The sequence below is a fragment of the Vibrio sp. TMPB1044 genome, assembly GCF_030442075.1.
GTDB lineage: Bacteria > Pseudomonadota > Gammaproteobacteria > Enterobacterales > Vibrionaceae > Vibrio > Vibrio satsumensis.
In genome coordinates, this window is the sequence record NZ_JAUJED010000025.1 from 156,652 (window position 1) to 171,933 (window position 15,282).

Here is a 15,282-nt window from a genome sequence, read left to right on the forward strand (position 1 = left end):
TTACAGCCCTTTACCTTCATTTAATACAATTTGATTCGATTTTGTTTGAGCGGTTGTCATGCTTTGCATAGAAAGATCAGTCGAGGCATAAACCGACATCCCCGGCTTAAACTGATGGCCTTGGTTGGTAATTTCGACGAGCACCGGATAGGTTGAGTTTTGCATCTCGACACCAATACGCTGCACCTTGGCTTCCATCTTGAATTCTGGGTTAGTCTCAGACCACACCACCACTTCCTGACCAACCGTGAAATGTTTTAAGTCATATTCACTTGCCATGAATGACAGAGTCACCTTATCGATATTAACCACTTCATAAAGCAAATCTCCCTCGCTCACCCAAGCGCCTGATTGCGCGGGTTTATTGGAGATGTAACCCGAAATTAAGGATTCAATCTGAGTGTTTTCGAGATCTACTTGCGATTGTTGATATTCAATTTTCGCGACGGAAACGGCTGCTTTGGCGCTAAGAAATTCTGCACGCGCGGTGTCTAACTCTCCTAATGAGAGGCTGTTCTTTTTGATGAGTGCTTGATAGCGGTTGTAGGTCGCTTTGCGCAATGCGAGATCCGCCTCAGCAAGAGCTAGGTTTGCTTTGGCTTTGTTCACGCTAAACTTAAAATCATCGGCTTTTATCTGAGCCAGTATCTGTTGATGGTTTACCGCATCACCCACTTCGAGGTTATTCATCTCCACCACGCCAGGCACCTCTGCCACGACACTGTGTTTATTTAAACCTTGAACATGTCCGATTAACTCCGTTGCTTGAGTTATTGATATTTGAGTTGTGGAGACTCCCAGAAGAACTGCAAGCGCGATAATTTTAGTGTTCATAATTCAACCCTCACCTATTGATGTGAACTATTGTTGAATTCGCTTTGTCGAATTAAAGTCGAAGTCAGTTCGACAATGAAAAATAATCTGATGGCGTTGTATTTTTGTGCGCAACACTATCAATTAGACATAAATTCGACATAATTTTAGATAGGCTACATTTTTACTGACCGTATATTTTGGGTGGGAGCAGAGCGATGCTTGAACGCAGTCGTATTTTGGTTGTTGAAGACAATATCGAACTACAAGGCATAATTGCCGACTTCTTAGAAGTGAAAGAGGCCGTTGCAGACTTCGCTTCTGATGGCGAGCAAGGCTTCAAACTTGCAATGGACAACGACTTCGACGCTATCGTTCTTGATGTAATGCTACCCAAACTTGACGGAATGCAAGTGGCGTCTAAGTTACGTCAAAATGGTGTAACCACTCCAATATTGATGCTAACAGCATTGAATGGCCAAGAAGATCTATTAAGTAGCTTTGATTCAGGTGCCGACGACTTCGTAACCAAACCGTTCAAGTTTCCTGAATTAGAAGCTCGCCTGTCAGCACTGATAAAACGCAATAAAGGCTTAGTCGCCAAAAAGTCGTTGAGCTTTGGTGAAGTGATCATCGATGAAAAAACACATACCGCATCAAGAAGTAGTCAATCACTCAACCTAACCCCTATCATGTTTCAGATTTTGAGAGAGTTAGTCAAAGCTCAAGGTGGCGTCGTGTCTCGTGAAAGCCTAATCTACATGCTTTGGGGCGATGACATTCCAGACAAAGACGTACTCCGCAGCCATATCTACCTACTACGAAACGTGCTTGATAAACCCTTCGATTTTCCTATGCTCAAGACCATTCCTAAACACGGTTTTCAATTAATCGTGTCTAACAATGAGCCTCAATCCGCATGAAAATTCGCACAAAGCTAGGCAACTCAATTGAGGATGTCAGAATTCGCACTATGCGAACCTTTTCGGTCATCGCGCTCGTCTCTTCATGCATTGTCTTTTTCGTTTTCTCGCTACGTTTAGTGTGGCAAGAAGAGGCTCAAATTGAGAGCCACCTAAAATCATTTAAAGGTGTGGCAGAACAATTCTACAAAAGCCTTTCACCCGAAGGCAGCCTCAAGCTGTCGGAAAATGTAACGGCCTACTATGGTGAAACCGATTTTACCGACCAACTGAAAAAGCTTCCGCCAATGGCACTAGAAACGGTCGATCGACAACGTTTTGAGATCAGGCTTTCCGAAGAAGATATTATTATTCCCGGGGTTATCGTCTACCACTTTGCTTTTGAAGACCAGGGGAAAACCATTCCGACTTACATCACCATCAGCTCTTTTGATATGGACCTGTGGGATGACAGTTGGGGCGTATTGATGGCGATTTCGACTCTGTTGATGATCGGGCTGATCATAATATTGCGGATTACACTTAAGCGAGTATTCGACCAACTAATGGCGCCCATTTCGGAGCTCAGTACTCAACTCACTAAACTTGAATCTGACAACTTCAAAGTACCTGACCACACGGTTGATGAGCTGCAGATGCTCACCTCGCACCTCAATAGTTACTCGACAATGAAAGACAGGCTTGCCAAGCAAGAGATGATGTTTGCGAAATACGCTAGCCATGAATTGAAAACACCGATCTCAATTGTTATTGGCGCAGCAGAATTACAAGCCATGAAGCTCGATGATCCTGTATTTCAAGCCAAGCAACGACAACGTATTCTTGGAGCCGCAAACGGCATGAGTTCTACTGTTGAAGTGCTACTGAACATTGTTAAGCAAGAGAACTCTTCCGCCGAAAAGACACTAACGGCAATCGATGAAGCCGCTATCGATTTATCGAAGTACCACACGATGTTGGCTCCAGGTGTTGAGCTACAGTTAAACATTGAGCCAAATACTACGCTTAACATGCCTTTGCCAATCGTCAATATGGTGCTTAAGAACTACATTGAAAATGCGATTCGATTTACCACACAAGGTAAGATTGTAGTGAGCATCAACTCCAACACGATTTCGGTTTCAGATACCGGCTCGGGGCTTAATGATGATACTAAAACGGAACACGGCCTTGGCCTCATCATAGTAAAACGCATCGGAGACAGTTACGGCTGGAGATCCACACTAATAGATAACGCCCAGTCAGACGCGAGCCTACATCCCGCGGGCTGCACTGCGACTTTTGCTCGAAACGATGTATAAAAGCTGCATCTATTCAAAAGCGACTCTTACAAGAAACTGCGTATACAAAAAAGGACATCGAATGATGTCCTTTTGCTATTTAATCGTCGTCCTCACAAGGCTCCCAGTCTCGATCGAATGGAGAGGTTTCGTTATCTCTTCGGTCCCACCTGTCGCAAGGGTCCTCTGGGTCTTCCGGATCATCATCTTCACACGGTTCACGATCATTGGCTTCAACGCTATCGTCATCCCAGCACGGCCTTTCCCAAGGTGGCTTAGGATCTGGTCCTGGGTCTGGTTCGGGATCCGGGTCTACAGGGTCTACAGGGTCTACAGGCATCGAGCCACCACCATCACCGATTTCAACACCTCTAGTGCCAACGACGTAAGTTAAGAAACCATGAGAGCTAAAACTTTGATTTGAAGCTCCTGCCATCGCGCTTGCAGAAGACAGAACTGGGGCGTTGTAATAATAGTACTGGCACGCAGCATTTTGCGCATCAAACACAGCAACCAACGAATCTGAATCTATACTATCAACGCTTGCTCGAATGCCTGTCGTTATTACATTCCAAATCGATTCACACTCTAATGCTGACGACGCTAAAGGGTATTCTGATCTCTGTTGAGTCTCTTCATCCCAAAAACTCAACATCTCACCGTTTACCTCAAGTTCGTTCGGTTCTCCCGCCACTTTATGTTCTGAGTAAACGATATCTAGACCAGAAAGCAGCGTTCCTTTTAAACCAAACAAGACTGAGTCTTTTGCATCACTAGAAAAATTAAGAAAACGAGGGGCAGCGGTTACGGCGAGTACACCTAAAAGAACAATCACAGACACCAGTTCGATCAGTGTAAAACCCTTAGAGCTTTTCATCTTGCCTACTTAGAAACTATTAAAACAGATAATAAGGAACAAGATACTATAAAAACAAACTTGTGGTACAGCGTACTTATAATTTTAATGGAACATCATATGTAACAAAGTATGAATGAGGGATTCACTCCAAGCCCATGTTAACTAAGACTTTCCTTTCACACCGCAACCTTTAATAACTAGCTGGGTGATAAACTCAGCGGCTTCTTCATAATCTTTGTCATCGAGCTGCTCTTTCTGCATCACGCTGCAAATCTGCCAACCAAAATCGGCGTAGGTTTGGGTAGCCGCCCAGATGGTAAACATCAGGTGGTGCGCAGGAACGTCATCCATTAAACCTTGTGCTGACCACGTTGAGAACTTATCAAGAATCATCTGCGATTGCTTATACAGCTCATCGCCTATCTCTTTCGGCAGCACTTTCGCGCCCGACATCACTTCATTGGCAAATACTTTAGAAGCATGTGGATGGTCGCGAGAAATAATCAGCTTGGTTTGAATATATTGAGACAAAGCTTCAACAGGATCGCTGAGCTCTTCAATCGGACGAGATGCTTCTAGCAAGGGCTGAGTGACGGTTTCAAGCACAGCGTTGTAGAGCTTATCTTTAGAGCTGAAATAATAGAATACGTTAGGTTTGGGAATGTCGGCCGCTTTTGCGATATCAGCCATTTTTGTTGCGGCATAACCATGAGTGGCGAATTGTTCACACGCGACTTCGATGATTAAATCTTGATTCTTTTGTCTGATCCTAGACATATTGCATCCTTTACAACTCATTACTTAAGCCATAGTAATCAACGTGCTTCATTAGTCCAGAAGATAATGCCATAACTCAACCCCAGCGCTTATCTCATCTGACGAAACACTGACAGCGTCGATAAAATCAAAATGGCCGCCTTGATGTCAGTACATCGGCGACCATTTGAACACTCTGAGATCAACTCACAACAAACGAGTTTGCAGACTACAAAATCAATATAGCCCTGAAATCATTGACATTAGTTAGCGTTGGGCCTGTCGTAAGAAGCACATCAACTTGCTTGAAGAAGTCATAGCTGTTGTTCGCGTCAAGGTAGTCTTGCGCTTTAAGCGACAGGTTCGAACCTTGCTGCCATGTTTGAGGTGTGATCCATGCTCCGGCGTTATCTTCGACACCATCTATACCATCAGTATCGGCAGCCAGAGCAAATATATTGTCTTGGCCTTTAAGTTCGTTATACAAACTTAAAAGGAATTCACAATTTCGCCCGCCACGACCATTTCCTTTAACGGTTACCGTGGTTTCACCACCAGAAAGTATCACGCAAGGCGTCTCAAATGGGTGCTTATTGTTAGCAATTTGCTTAGCCAGAGCAGCATGAACCTTCGCCACTTCTCGCGCTTCCCCTTCAATACAGTCACTCAACACGTAAGCGGGGATCCCCAAACCTTCAGCTTCTGCAGCGGCAGATTCTAATGCTGACATTGGAGTAGCGATAATATGATGCTCTGCATTCTTCCAACACACATCATCAGGCTTAACGGTTTCTGACTCAGGGTTATTAAGCCATTCAAATGCCGAGCGTGGTGTTTCTATTTGATAACGTTCTAAAATTGCCATCGCATCAAAACGTGTAGTGATGTCGGGTACGGTTGGGCCAGAGGCAATCACACTGATGTCATCACCCGGTACGTCCGAAATCGCCAATGACACCACTCTTGCTGGATACGCCGCTTTGGCGAGTCGACCGCCTTTTATCGAAGACAAGTGCTTACGCACACAATTCATCTCATCAATGGCGGCACCCGACTTGAGCAGCGCTTTATTTATTTGTTGCTTCTCTGCCAAACTGATATCACCACCCGGTAAACTCAATAGAGCAGAGCCTCCACCCGACAACAAGCAGATCACAGTATCATCAGCGCTAAGATCATTAACGAGTTGCAACATACGTTGACTCACTTCTAAACCCATCGCGTCTGGAACTGGGTGCGCCGCTTCAATCACCTCAATGTGTTCGCAAGGAGCCGTGTGCTCATAGCGAGTCACGACCAAACCTTCAAGGTCACGCAGTGCAAGATCTTGTTGCTTCTTTGTTTGCCATACGGCTTCAAGCTCCGCCGCCATTGACGCTGCAGCTTTTCCCGCTCCGATCACGACAGTGCGCCCAGCTTGATTAGCATAGCGATAAAAAATGTCTTGAGGTAGAAAAGGTTCGATGTGATTTTTTGGTAGTGCCTCATTTACAGCACTTGAGAAAAGGGTTTGCAGAAACTGCTTAGCATCAATGTCCATCAGCCACTCCTTAGTTGACGGAGAAAAAAAGAACCCCGATACAAGGCGAAAGGGTGCCTGCTAAGATTAAGTTGGAAAGGAACAACTTCAACCTCTGCCTCGTATCAGGAACGCGTATAAAAGGAGACGAAACTACGCGATTTATAAACAAACTGTTTGAAACTGGTGGGCTCGCACATCGCAGCTCTGTCGAGGCGCAAAGTAGATTCACAATTCGACATTACATGTAATGGCAGCCCAGATTCATTGGCCTTAGCCCTACTGAAGCGACAAAGCTTTACAACAAAGCCACTACAGCGACAAAAGCCAATGAATTGAGACGGATTAATCGTTACGGATATTAGCGAATAGAGTGGTCAGAACGCTTCTCTATCGCTTGGATAAGCGCAGAATGGTCCCAGCCTTCACCGCCCATTTCGGCACACTCGCCAAATAACTCTTGAGCGTTAGCCGTATTCGGTAGTGCGACACCTAACTCTTGTGCGCCCGTTAGCGCAAGGTTCAGATCTTTCTGGTGAAGCGAGATTCTAAAACCTGGGTCAAATGTGCCTTCAACCATACGCTCGCCATGAACTTCCAGGATCTTAGAGTTAGCAAAGCCACCCAATAGTGCCTGACGTACACGAGCTGGATCAGCACCGGCTTTTGAGGCAAATACCAAGGCTTCGGATACCGCTTCGATATTCAGTGCAACGATGATCTGGTTAGCAACCTTGCACGTTTGGCCAGCACCGTTATCACCCACCAGCGTGATGTTCTTACCCATGATTTCGAATAGCGGACGAGCTTTGTCAAAGGCGTCTTGCTCGCCACCAACCATAATGGTCAGTGCGGCATTGATAGCACCGACTTCCCCACCCGATACCGGTGCATCTAGATAAGAAGCGCCACCTTCATTGATGCGAGCGGCAATGGCCTTGGTCGCGATAGGCGAGATTGAACTCATATCGATAACCAGTTTTCCAGTCGCACCGCCCGCAGCTAGGCCTTGCTCTACTCCGTTGTTACCAAACAGTACGTCTTCAACTTGAGGTGTGTTTGGCACCATTAGGATAATGACATCCGCCGCCTCTGCCGCTTCCGCGGGTGAGTGACAGACTGTTGCGCCCGCTGCGACCAGATCAGCAGGAGCTTCATTGAAGTGGTCTGATAGAAAGATATCGTGACCCGCTTTTTGAAGATTACTCGCCATAGGTTTACCCATGATGCCAGTACCGATAAATGCAATTTTAGACATGTTGTTCTCCTTAACGTTTGAGGGTTACCAGACGGAATTAACGGTACTGGTGTAGCCAACCAAGGCCTTCTGTAGTCGTTGTTTTTGGCTTGTACTCGCAGCCAACCCAGCCTTGATAGCCAAGATCATCAAGATAATTGAGCACGAATGGGTAATTGATTTCTCCCGTCCCCGGTTCGTGTCGACCTGGATTATCAGCCAGTTGAACGTGGGCGATTTGGCCAATGTTTTGTTGCATGGTCGGCGTTAAGTCGCCTTCCATAATTTGCATGTGATAAATATCGTATTGGATAGAAAGGTTATCGCTCCCTACCTCTTTAATGATCGCTTTGGCTTGCTCAGTGGTATTTAAGAAGAAGCCCGGAATATCACGCGTGTTGATCGCTTCAATCACTAGGCTAATCCCTTCTGCTGCTAGCGCGTTCGCTGCGTAATGCAGGTTAATCACAAACGCCGATTGAGCGTCTTGTTGGGTCACACCTTGCGGAACTATCCCAGCCAAACAATTCACTTGGGTACAACCGAGCGCTTTAGCGTAAGCAATCGCCTTAGGTACACCCGCTTGAAACTCTTCGACTCGAGCTGGGTCGACCGCGATACCACGGTCACCGGCGTCCCAATCCCCTGCAGGTAGGTTAAATAGCACTTGTTCTAAATTATTAGCGACAAGCTTTTCTTTAATTTTGTCTGCCTCAAAGGCATACGGGAAAAGGTACTCCACGCCCTGAAAGCCCGCTTCTGCTGCGGCTTCAAAGCGATCCATAAAATCAACTTCCGTGAATAACATTGACAAGTTTGCTGCAAATTTTGCCATGACTCTGTCCTTACTCTTTATTTGGTGAAGCTATGTCTATTTAGTGAAGCTCCGATTTCTTGGAACTTCTCCGTTGAGCCAAGCTTTGGCTCAACGGGTACACGTACAACAAAGCTACTTGTATACAAGCGCTGTCGGGGCATCGCCGCGGCTTTCGGCAAGCGGTTCGAACTCATTGATGGCATTGATCTCGATACCCATTGCTATGTTGGTTACTCGCTCAAGAATTAGCTCAACAACAACCGGGACTTTATGCTTATTCATCAGCTCTTTTGCTTGCTCAAACGCAGCGGCAATTTGCTCAGGCTCACGAACTCGAATCGCTTTACAACCTAAACCTTCCACAACCGCGACATGGTCAACTCCGTAGCCTTCAAGCTCAGGCGCATTCTGGTTATCAAACGCCAGTTGTACACAATAATCGATATCAAATTGGCGCTGTGCTTGGCGAATCAAACCTAGGTATGAGTTGTTCACCAACACATGAATGTATGGCAGGTTGAATTGGGCACCTACCGCCAGTTCTTCGATCATAAATTGGAAATCATAATCACCAGAGATAGCGACAATATCGCGGTCCGGATCAGCTGCACGTACACCCAATGCCGCAGGGGTTGTCCAACCTAGAGGGCCAGCCTGACCACAGTTGATCCAGTTACGTGGCTTATAAACATGCAGGAATTGAGCAGCAGCAATTTGCGACAAACCAATGGTGCTCACAAAGCAAGTGTCACGACCAAATGCCTTGTTCATCTCTTCATAAACACGCATTGGTTTCATTGGTGCTTCATCGAAATTGGTTTTACGCAGCATGGTCGATTTGCGTTCCTGACACTCACTTGCCCAAGCATTTCGGTTTGGCAGTTTGCCTGCATCACGCCACTCTTGAGCAACTTCAACCATTAATTCAAGTGCTGCTTTCGCATCAGAAACAATACCTAAATCAGGACAGAACACTCGACCGATTTGGGTCGGTTCAATATCAACGTGCACAAACTTGCGTCCTTCGGTGTAAACATCGACAGAGCCGGTATGACGGTTTGCCCAACGGTTACCTACACCAAATACAAAATCAGAGTTGAGCATAGTTTCGTTGCCGTAACGGTGAGAAGTTTGTAGCCCCACCATGCCGGCCATCAATTCATGATCATCTGGGATAGAACCCCAGCCCATCAAGGTTGGGATAACCGGTACACCCGTGATTTCTGCAAACTGCTGCAGCAACTCAGATGCGCCAGCGTTAATTACGCCACCACCAGATACAATCAGTGGTTTCTCAGATTGAGACATCATGGTTAGTGCTTTCTCAACCTGCGCACGTGTTGCTTGTGGCTTATATGGTTCTAGCGGTTCATAGGTATCGATATCAAACTCAATTTCAGCCAGCTGAACATCGATAGGCAGGTCAATCAGGATTGGGCCTGGACGACCCGAACGCATTAAATGAAACGCTTTTTGGAATGCGCGTGGCACTTGTGCAGGTTCCAGTACCGTGGTTGCCCACTTTGTTACTGGCTTAGCGATAGATTCAATGTCGACCGCTTGAAAATCTTCTTTATGAAGACGAGCACGTGGCGCTTGGCCTGTGATACATAGAATTGGAATCGAATCTGCAGATGCAGAATACAGACCCGTGATCATATCCGTGCCCGCAGGACCAGAGGTACCAATACACACACCAATATTACCTTGATTGGTACGCGTGTACCCTTCAGCCATATGGGATGCACCCTCTACGTGACGAGCTAAGACGTGGTCGATTCCTCCGAGCTTTTTCATAGCCGCATACATAGGGTTTATTGCTGCGCCGGGAACACCAAATGCGATGTCTACGCCTTCACGTTTAAGCACTTCTACCGCTGCTTCAATCGCTTTCATAATTGCCATTCGAACCTCCAGTTCAGATTGTATACAATTAAACTAACTTTTGTACACTATGAATCATCCTCAGCATTTATCAACCCTAGATTGAAACATTTTTGTTACATCAACCTATCCTATTGAACAGCAAACAAGCCTGAAAAGCTTACAATTCATTGCTTTACATAAAATATCTTTACGTGAAAATAAATTACAAAAAGATCAAATGATAAATAAATGTTAAATACCCTTTGCTTGTTTACAATTTATGCAATATAAATATCCTTAAAAAGAGCATTTTGTATACAAAATAGCATCGTATTGTTTAAAGGAGACAACAATGATGAATGACGTAAAAGAGAGAGAAGAAGTACAGTGTATGCAGGTACTCGGGAATATGGACAACTCCGAGTACAAAGAGATCTTGTCTAAAGATGCATTAAAATTCTTAGAAGCTCTCGTGAATAAGTTTGGAGATCGCCGTCATGCCCTGCTAAGTGACCGCGACACAAAACAGACTCAATACGACGAGGGGGAGTTACCCAATTTCAGAAAAGACACTATCTCTATTCGCCAGAATAAAGAATGGAAAGTGGCAACACCACCACCAGAGCTACTGGATCGCCGCGTGGAGATCACCGGCCCAATCGAGCGCAAGATGGTGATTAACGCTCTGAACTCAGGAGCCAAAGTCTTCATGTGCTGCTTTGAGGATGCGTCTTCCCCAACTTGGGCCAATATGGTCGAGGGACAAATCAACCTTAGAGACGCCAACCTCGGTACCATTAGCTACTTCGATGAAAAGAAGCAAAAGAATTACCAGTTAAATAACGATCCAGCGCTACTAATTGCTCGTCCACGTGGCATTCATTTACCAGAGCAGTCCATCCAACTTAACAATCAGCCTATCGGTGGTTGCTTGATGGACTTCGCTTTGTACTTTTTCCATAACTATCAATCACGCGCACAACAAGGTTTAGGAGTTTATTACTACATTCCAAAACTTGAAAACATGGAAGAAGCACAATGGTGGGACGATATTTTTAGCTTCACCGAAAACTATTTCCACGTACCAAAAGGCACCATTCGCGCGACCGTTTTGATTGAAACGCTTCCTGCTGTATTCCAGATGGAAGAGATTTTGTATGCCATGCGTGATCATATCGTAGCGATGAACTGCGGCCGCTGGGATTACATCTTCAGCTACATCAAAACGCTGAAGAACCATAAAGACCGCATCCTGCCTGACCGTCATGGAATCGGCATGGATCAAGAATTCCTTAACGCCTACAGCCAACTGTTGGTGCGCACTTGTCATGCTCGCGGTGCACTGGCAATGGGTGGTATGTCTGCCTTTATTCCAGCAAAAGATCCGCAAGAAATGGCGCGTGTAACCGCCAAGGTTATCGAAGATAAACAAAGAGAATCTCAAAACGGCCACGATGGCACGTGGGTAGCGCACCCAGCATTGGTTGATTTAGCGATGTCGATCTTTGATAAACACCTTGATGGCAAAGTAAACCAAATGGATTTCCAAAGCCCTGAGCATGTCATCAACGCAGACACGCTATTGAAACCTTGTGAAGGAAGCCGCGACGAAGCGGGCGTACGTAAAAACATACGCATCGCGCTTTATTACATTGAAGCTTGGATCCAAGGCTACGGGTGTGTACCTATCTACGGTTTGATGGAAGATGCCGCAACCGCTGAGATCTCAAGAGCCAACATCTGGCAATGGATCCACCACGGAGTCACACTTGATGACGGCCAAACTTTTACCAAACAACTGTTCCACTCTTGGCTTTACCAAGAGCTAGACACGATAAAACATGAAGTCGGAGACTCGCGTTATGCAGCTGGTCGATTTGAAGAGACAGCCGATCTTTTCTATCAACTTTCTACAGCCGATGAGTTCGCTGCCTTCCTAACTTTACCCAGCTATGGGCTACTACAAGAGTCCAGTTAGGACTCTTGTACCAAGTTGAATCCGTCAATGGTATTCATGAACATGAGTAGCAATTGGCTGACTGAGCTTGGTACATATGCCCCTTGAAAAACTAGGAGATAACATGGGAAGTTTGACTCTACAACAAGCGTTAACCATCATAGATGGAACCTTAAAAGCAGGAAACAAGATCCACACCGAGCCTTTGACGGTCGCCGTCTTAGATAGTGGTGGCAAGTTGATTTCTTTGCAACGTCAAGACGGCTCTAGCATGATGCGACCAGACATCGCTATCGCTAAAGCATGGGGAGCACTCGCACTGGGTTGTTCCTCTAGAAAACTCGCCCAAGATGCTGACACCAGACCAGCATTTATCTCCGCCGTAAACGTACTCGCACACGGTAATATGGTGCCAGTACCAGGGGGCTTACTAATTCGAGACAAGGATAAAACGGTACTCGGTGCTATTGGGGTAAGCGGTGACATTTCAGATATAGACGAAAGCTGCGCCATCAATGGTATTGGGTGCGCGGAACTGTTCAGTGATGAAATGCTGCAAGCTTAATTCACCAATTCTTTGTACTTGAAACTCTTAGAAAGGAACAAAAAACCGAAGCGATTAAGCTTCGGTTTTTTAATGAATCTAAAGAAAGATCAGCAAAACTATTCGTAAGCACTCAGCCACGTTTTCAGGAGTTGGTTAGTGTTCTTCTTCTGACTCGCAGACATGGATTTAACCAGTTTTTTCTGCATTTCGACATGCTCAGTCATCATTTGGTCAATCAGAATGAGACCATCTTTTGTTAGCTGGACACTCACACTACGTCGGTCTTCTTTGCTGTGCTCACGGCTGATCAACCCTTTAGCTTCTAGCTTATCAAGGCGATTGGTCATCGCGCCAGATGTCAGCATCATCGACCCGATCAGTTCTGACGGAGTCAGTCTGTAAGGCTTTCCAGAACGTCGCAAGGTGGCTAGCACATCAAACTCACCCAGCTTCATGTCGTATTTTTTATGAAGCTCGGCAACTTGCGTCTCCATATACTTGGCAATTCGCATAATCCGGCCCATCATTGCCATAGGCTCAGTTTCTAGCTCAGGCTTTTCCTTTGCCCATTGCTCTACTACGCGGTCGATAGCATCCATTTGCAATCTCACTCCGTTGTTAGTCTGATTACTTTAAACTAGTTTAACATAAAGATACTTTACAACCACTAGTTCTCAGTATACAGTTCACACAACAGTTATCTTAACGTGAAGATATTTTATATGAACATATTATTAGCAATGATCCCCGCGTTCTTCTGGGGAACAACCTATGCAGTGACGCAATTTACGCTACAGGAGTGGCCACCATTATTATTGGGTGCTTTGCGTGCGTTACCTGCTGGTTTGTTATTGCTAGCAGTAAAACCTACACTGCCTAAAAAAGGCGAGTGGCAAATCATTTTCACATTGGGCCTTATCAATATTGCGACCTTCTTTGGCTTGATCTTCGTAATGGCGTTAACGCTGCCTTCGGCCATCTCTGGTGTAGGCATGATCTCCGTGCCTGTATTTGCGATGATCTTTCACTGGGTAGTGAAAAAGCAACGCCCACATTTGATTCAAGCCTTGTCTGGTATTGGCTTAATCACGTTGGCGTGGGTGCTATTTAACCCGAGTCAGATAGCATTAAACCCGATCGGTTTGGGTGCCATGTTCGCCGCAATCATGTGTATCGTCATCGGTAGCAGCATTACCAAATCACTAGGTAATCGCATGCATTGGTGGAAGGTATTAACGTGGCAACTGATTTTGGGTGGTACGATTTTATCCGTAGCTTCTGGCGTTCATGCATTCATCGACCCGCAGCCTTATGTTAACGCAGTGACTCATTTCGATACTCGTAATGCTATGGGGCTAGTGTGGGTGATTGGCCTAAACACAGCGCTGGGATACGGCATGTATGTGTGGTTACTGCAACGTATGTCAGTGGTTGATTTCACCTTCGGTGGTATTGCAAACCCAGTAGCCGGCATCGTGACTGGTATGGTGTTGATGGGTGAATCATTCACTGCAGTCCAATACTCGTTAATGACTGGCATGATCGTGATGTCGCTGCTCCCACAACTTATTTTGGCAATTAGACAGTCCAAGCAAATTAAACCTGTTACTCAATAGCAAGCGCATATAGAAAGTATCTATTCCAGAGCCCAACAAACCCGCCAAGTGCGGGTTTTGTTTTATTAGCATCACATCTATATACGTTTTCTATTTGTTCTCAAGCGGTTACCAACTTATGATTAAAGAACTCATAATCATTCGGTGCTCCTTATGGCAAAAGATCTATTCTCGAACTTAGATTTAAATTTACTTCGCACTTTTATCATTCTTCATCAAGAAAGAAACATGCGTAAAGCCTCCGAGCGCCTATTCGTATCTCAGCCTGCGATAAGTAAAGCTCTACAACGATTGCGCGATCATTTCGACGATGAACTATTTGTCAAAACGCATCACGGCTTACGAGCAACTGAACACGCGAATATGTTGGCTGAGAGTATTTCTCCGATACTCGATGAGCTTTCTTCTGCATTAAACAGTAGTAATGAGTTCAACCCTGAAGAGCTGCAAGGTGTGATTAAAGTCGCTCTCTCTCCTTATTTGCTTTCGTCCCTTTCCAGTAAACTTTTTAAAGCAATAAGAGCAGAAGCTCCCTTGGTACAGGTTCAGCTGTTGAACTGGTCTGGTACTACTATGACCGACATCATCAATGATGAAGTACATATCGGCTTAAATTATGAAATCAATCACGCGCCAAAAGAGCTGCTTCAACAGCCAATAGCTAAAGATACGTTTAAGGGGTATGTAAGAGAAGATCACCCTTATGAAAATGATTATTTAGAGGTAAAAGATGGCGTCAATTTCGAGTTAGCCTCTGTCATCGCTGTTGATTGGAATTCACACCAATCGCTTGCGGAAAAGATTTTGAAGCTAAAAGGCCATACTGCCAATATAGGCTTTCGCTCCGAGCTACCATCAGCCGTCATTGATGTAGTCAGAAACTCAGATATGATTTTTCCGGCGTCAAAGTTTTTGGAGATCGAACAAAAGACCTCGCTCAAAGCGATTAAGTTGTTATTTGACAGTGCAGACGTTCAGCCAACCGTTTGTGCGTATTACCACCATAAAAACCGAAACAGCCCAGTCACATTATGGCTCAAGAAAAAACTCGAGCTATTGCTCAATGATAACTAGCGGTTATCACCACCTTTC

At 45.3% G+C, this 15,282-nt stretch carries 14 protein-coding genes; 6 read left to right on the forward strand and 8 right to left on the reverse strand.

Annotation, left to right across the window (positions count from 1 at the left end; genetic code table 11):
• On the reverse strand, positions 1–834 hold the full coding sequence (locus QQ041_RS18760; protein WP_285954779.1) for an efflux RND transporter periplasmic adaptor subunit: 834 nt from the start codon (positions 832–834) through the stop codon (positions 1–3).
• A gap of 197 nt (positions 835–1,031) precedes the next feature.
• Here QQ041_RS18760 and QQ041_RS18765 point away from each other — a divergent pair, with 197 nt between their 5' ends.
• Both QQ041_RS18765 and QQ041_RS18770 read left to right on the forward strand, forming a co-directional pair.
• A complete protein-coding gene (locus tag QQ041_RS18765) occupies positions 1,032–1,736 on the forward strand; it encodes a response regulator transcription factor (RefSeq protein WP_285954780.1) in 705 nt (234 codons plus the stop codon).
• Between the two features lie 50 nt (positions 1,737–1,786).
• Positions 1,787–3,037, forward strand: coding sequence for a HAMP domain-containing sensor histidine kinase (locus QQ041_RS18770; RefSeq protein ID WP_285954848.1), 1,251 nt, complete (start codon positions 1,787–1,789; stop codon positions 3,035–3,037).
• A 79-nt stretch (positions 3,038–3,116) separates the two neighbouring features.
• On the opposite strand, the gene QQ041_RS24160 is transcribed toward QQ041_RS18770, so the two are convergent.
• From QQ041_RS24160 to gcl, 6 genes are all read right to left on the reverse strand, one after another.
• Positions 3,117–3,893, reverse strand: a complete 777-nt coding sequence (locus QQ041_RS24160) for a type II secretion system protein (RefSeq protein WP_353057841.1) — start codon at positions 3,891–3,893, stop codon at positions 3,117–3,119.
• Positions 3,894–4,037: 144 nt separating this feature from the next.
• On the reverse strand, positions 4,038–4,652 hold the full coding sequence (locus QQ041_RS18780) for a TetR/AcrR family transcriptional regulator (protein WP_146490258.1): 615 nt from the start codon (positions 4,650–4,652) through the stop codon (positions 4,038–4,040).
• Positions 4,653–4,860: 208 nt separating this feature from the next.
• Positions 4,861–6,171, reverse strand: a complete 1,311-nt coding sequence (locus QQ041_RS18785) for a glycerate kinase (protein WP_285954781.1) — start codon at positions 6,169–6,171, stop codon at positions 4,861–4,863.
• A 340-nt stretch (positions 6,172–6,511) separates the two neighbouring features.
• Positions 6,512–7,408 (reverse strand): 2-hydroxy-3-oxopropionate reductase, encoded by an 897-nt coding sequence (locus QQ041_RS18790; protein WP_086714501.1) that lies wholly within the window; start codon positions 7,406–7,408, stop codon positions 6,512–6,514.
• A 37-nt stretch (positions 7,409–7,445) separates the two neighbouring features.
• Entirely contained in the window at positions 7,446–8,222 is a 777-nt protein-coding gene (gene hyi / locus QQ041_RS18795) for a hydroxypyruvate isomerase (protein ID WP_285954782.1), read from the reverse strand.
• A gap of 114 nt (positions 8,223–8,336) precedes the next feature.
• Positions 8,337–10,109, reverse strand: coding sequence for a glyoxylate carboligase (gene gcl, locus QQ041_RS18800; RefSeq protein ID WP_285954783.1), 1,773 nt, complete (start codon positions 10,107–10,109; stop codon positions 8,337–8,339).
• Between the two features lie 313 nt (positions 10,110–10,422).
• Between gcl and aceB the strand changes: the two genes are divergently transcribed.
• Both aceB and QQ041_RS18810 read left to right on the forward strand, forming a co-directional pair.
• Positions 10,423–12,048, forward strand: a complete 1,626-nt coding sequence (gene aceB / locus QQ041_RS18805) for a malate synthase A (protein ID WP_285954784.1) — start codon at positions 10,423–10,425, stop codon at positions 12,046–12,048.
• A gap of 103 nt (positions 12,049–12,151) precedes the next feature.
• The gene (locus QQ041_RS18810; protein WP_060980973.1) at positions 12,152–12,592 is read left to right on the forward strand and encodes a heme-binding protein; all 441 of its coding nucleotides are present in this window, start codon (positions 12,152–12,154) and stop codon (positions 12,590–12,592) included.
• Positions 12,593–12,690: 98 nt separating this feature from the next.
• Here QQ041_RS18810 and QQ041_RS18815 read toward each other — a convergent pair whose 3' ends face one another.
• Positions 12,691–13,173 carry a MarR family winged helix-turn-helix transcriptional regulator gene (locus QQ041_RS18815; protein WP_146490252.1) on the reverse strand — a complete coding sequence of 161 codons (483 nt, stop codon included), beginning with the start codon at positions 13,171–13,173 and terminating at the stop codon, positions 12,691–12,693.
• Positions 13,174–13,296: 123 nt separating this feature from the next.
• Between QQ041_RS18815 and QQ041_RS18820 the strand changes: the two genes are divergently transcribed.
• Together QQ041_RS18820 and QQ041_RS18825 are read left to right on the forward strand one after the other, a co-directional pair.
• Positions 13,297–14,190, forward strand: a complete 894-nt coding sequence (locus QQ041_RS18820) for a DMT family transporter (protein WP_285954785.1) — start codon at positions 13,297–13,299, stop codon at positions 14,188–14,190.
• Between the two features lie 153 nt (positions 14,191–14,343).
• Positions 14,344–15,264 (forward strand): LysR family transcriptional regulator, encoded by a 921-nt coding sequence (locus tag QQ041_RS18825; protein WP_285954786.1) that lies wholly within the window; start codon positions 14,344–14,346, stop codon positions 15,262–15,264.
• The last annotated feature ends 18 nt before the right edge of the window (positions 15,265–15,282 follow it).

Excerpts from the sequence above, each read along its gene's own strand:
- QQ041_RS18810 (WP_060980973.1), top strand. The coding sequence starts at position 12,152 with ATGGGAAGTTTGACTCTACAACAAGCGTTAACCATCATAGATGGAACC.
- QQ041_RS18785 (WP_285954781.1), bottom strand. The coding sequence starts at position 6,171 with ATGGACATTGATGCTAAGCAGTTTCTGCAAACCCTTTTCTCAAGTGCT.
- QQ041_RS18790 (WP_086714501.1), bottom strand. The coding sequence starts at position 7,408 with ATGTCTAAAATTGCATTTATCGGTACTGGCATCATGGGTAAACCTATG.
- hyi (WP_285954782.1), bottom strand. The coding sequence starts at position 8,222 with ATGGCAAAATTTGCAGCAAACTTGTCAATGTTATTCACGGAAGTTGAT.
- gcl (WP_285954783.1), bottom strand. The coding sequence starts at position 10,109 with ATGGCAATTATGAAAGCGATTGAAGCAGCGGTAGAAGTGCTTAAACGT.
- QQ041_RS18825 (WP_285954786.1), top strand. The coding sequence starts at position 14,344 with ATGGCAAAAGATCTATTCTCGAACTTAGATTTAAATTTACTTCGCACT.
- QQ041_RS18820 (WP_285954785.1), top strand. The coding sequence starts at position 13,297 with ATGAACATATTATTAGCAATGATCCCCGCGTTCTTCTGGGGAACAACC.
- QQ041_RS18770 (WP_285954848.1), top strand. The coding sequence starts at position 1,787 with ATGCGAACCTTTTCGGTCATCGCGCTCGTCTCTTCATGCATTGTCTTT.
- QQ041_RS18780 (WP_146490258.1), bottom strand. The coding sequence starts at position 4,652 with ATGTCTAGGATCAGACAAAAGAATCAAGATTTAATCATCGAAGTCGCG.
- QQ041_RS18760 (WP_285954779.1), bottom strand. The coding sequence starts at position 834 with ATGAACACTAAAATTATCGCGCTTGCAGTTCTTCTGGGAGTCTCCACA.
- QQ041_RS24160 (WP_353057841.1), bottom strand. The coding sequence starts at position 3,893 with ATGAAAAGCTCTAAGGGTTTTACACTGATCGAACTGGTGTCTGTGATT.
- QQ041_RS18815 (WP_146490252.1), bottom strand. The coding sequence starts at position 13,173 with ATGGATGCTATCGACCGCGTAGTAGAGCAATGGGCAAAGGAAAAGCCT.
- aceB (WP_285954784.1), top strand. The coding sequence starts at position 10,423 with ATGATGAATGACGTAAAAGAGAGAGAAGAAGTACAGTGTATGCAGGTA.
- QQ041_RS18765 (WP_285954780.1), top strand. The coding sequence starts at position 1,032 with ATGCTTGAACGCAGTCGTATTTTGGTTGTTGAAGACAATATCGAACTA.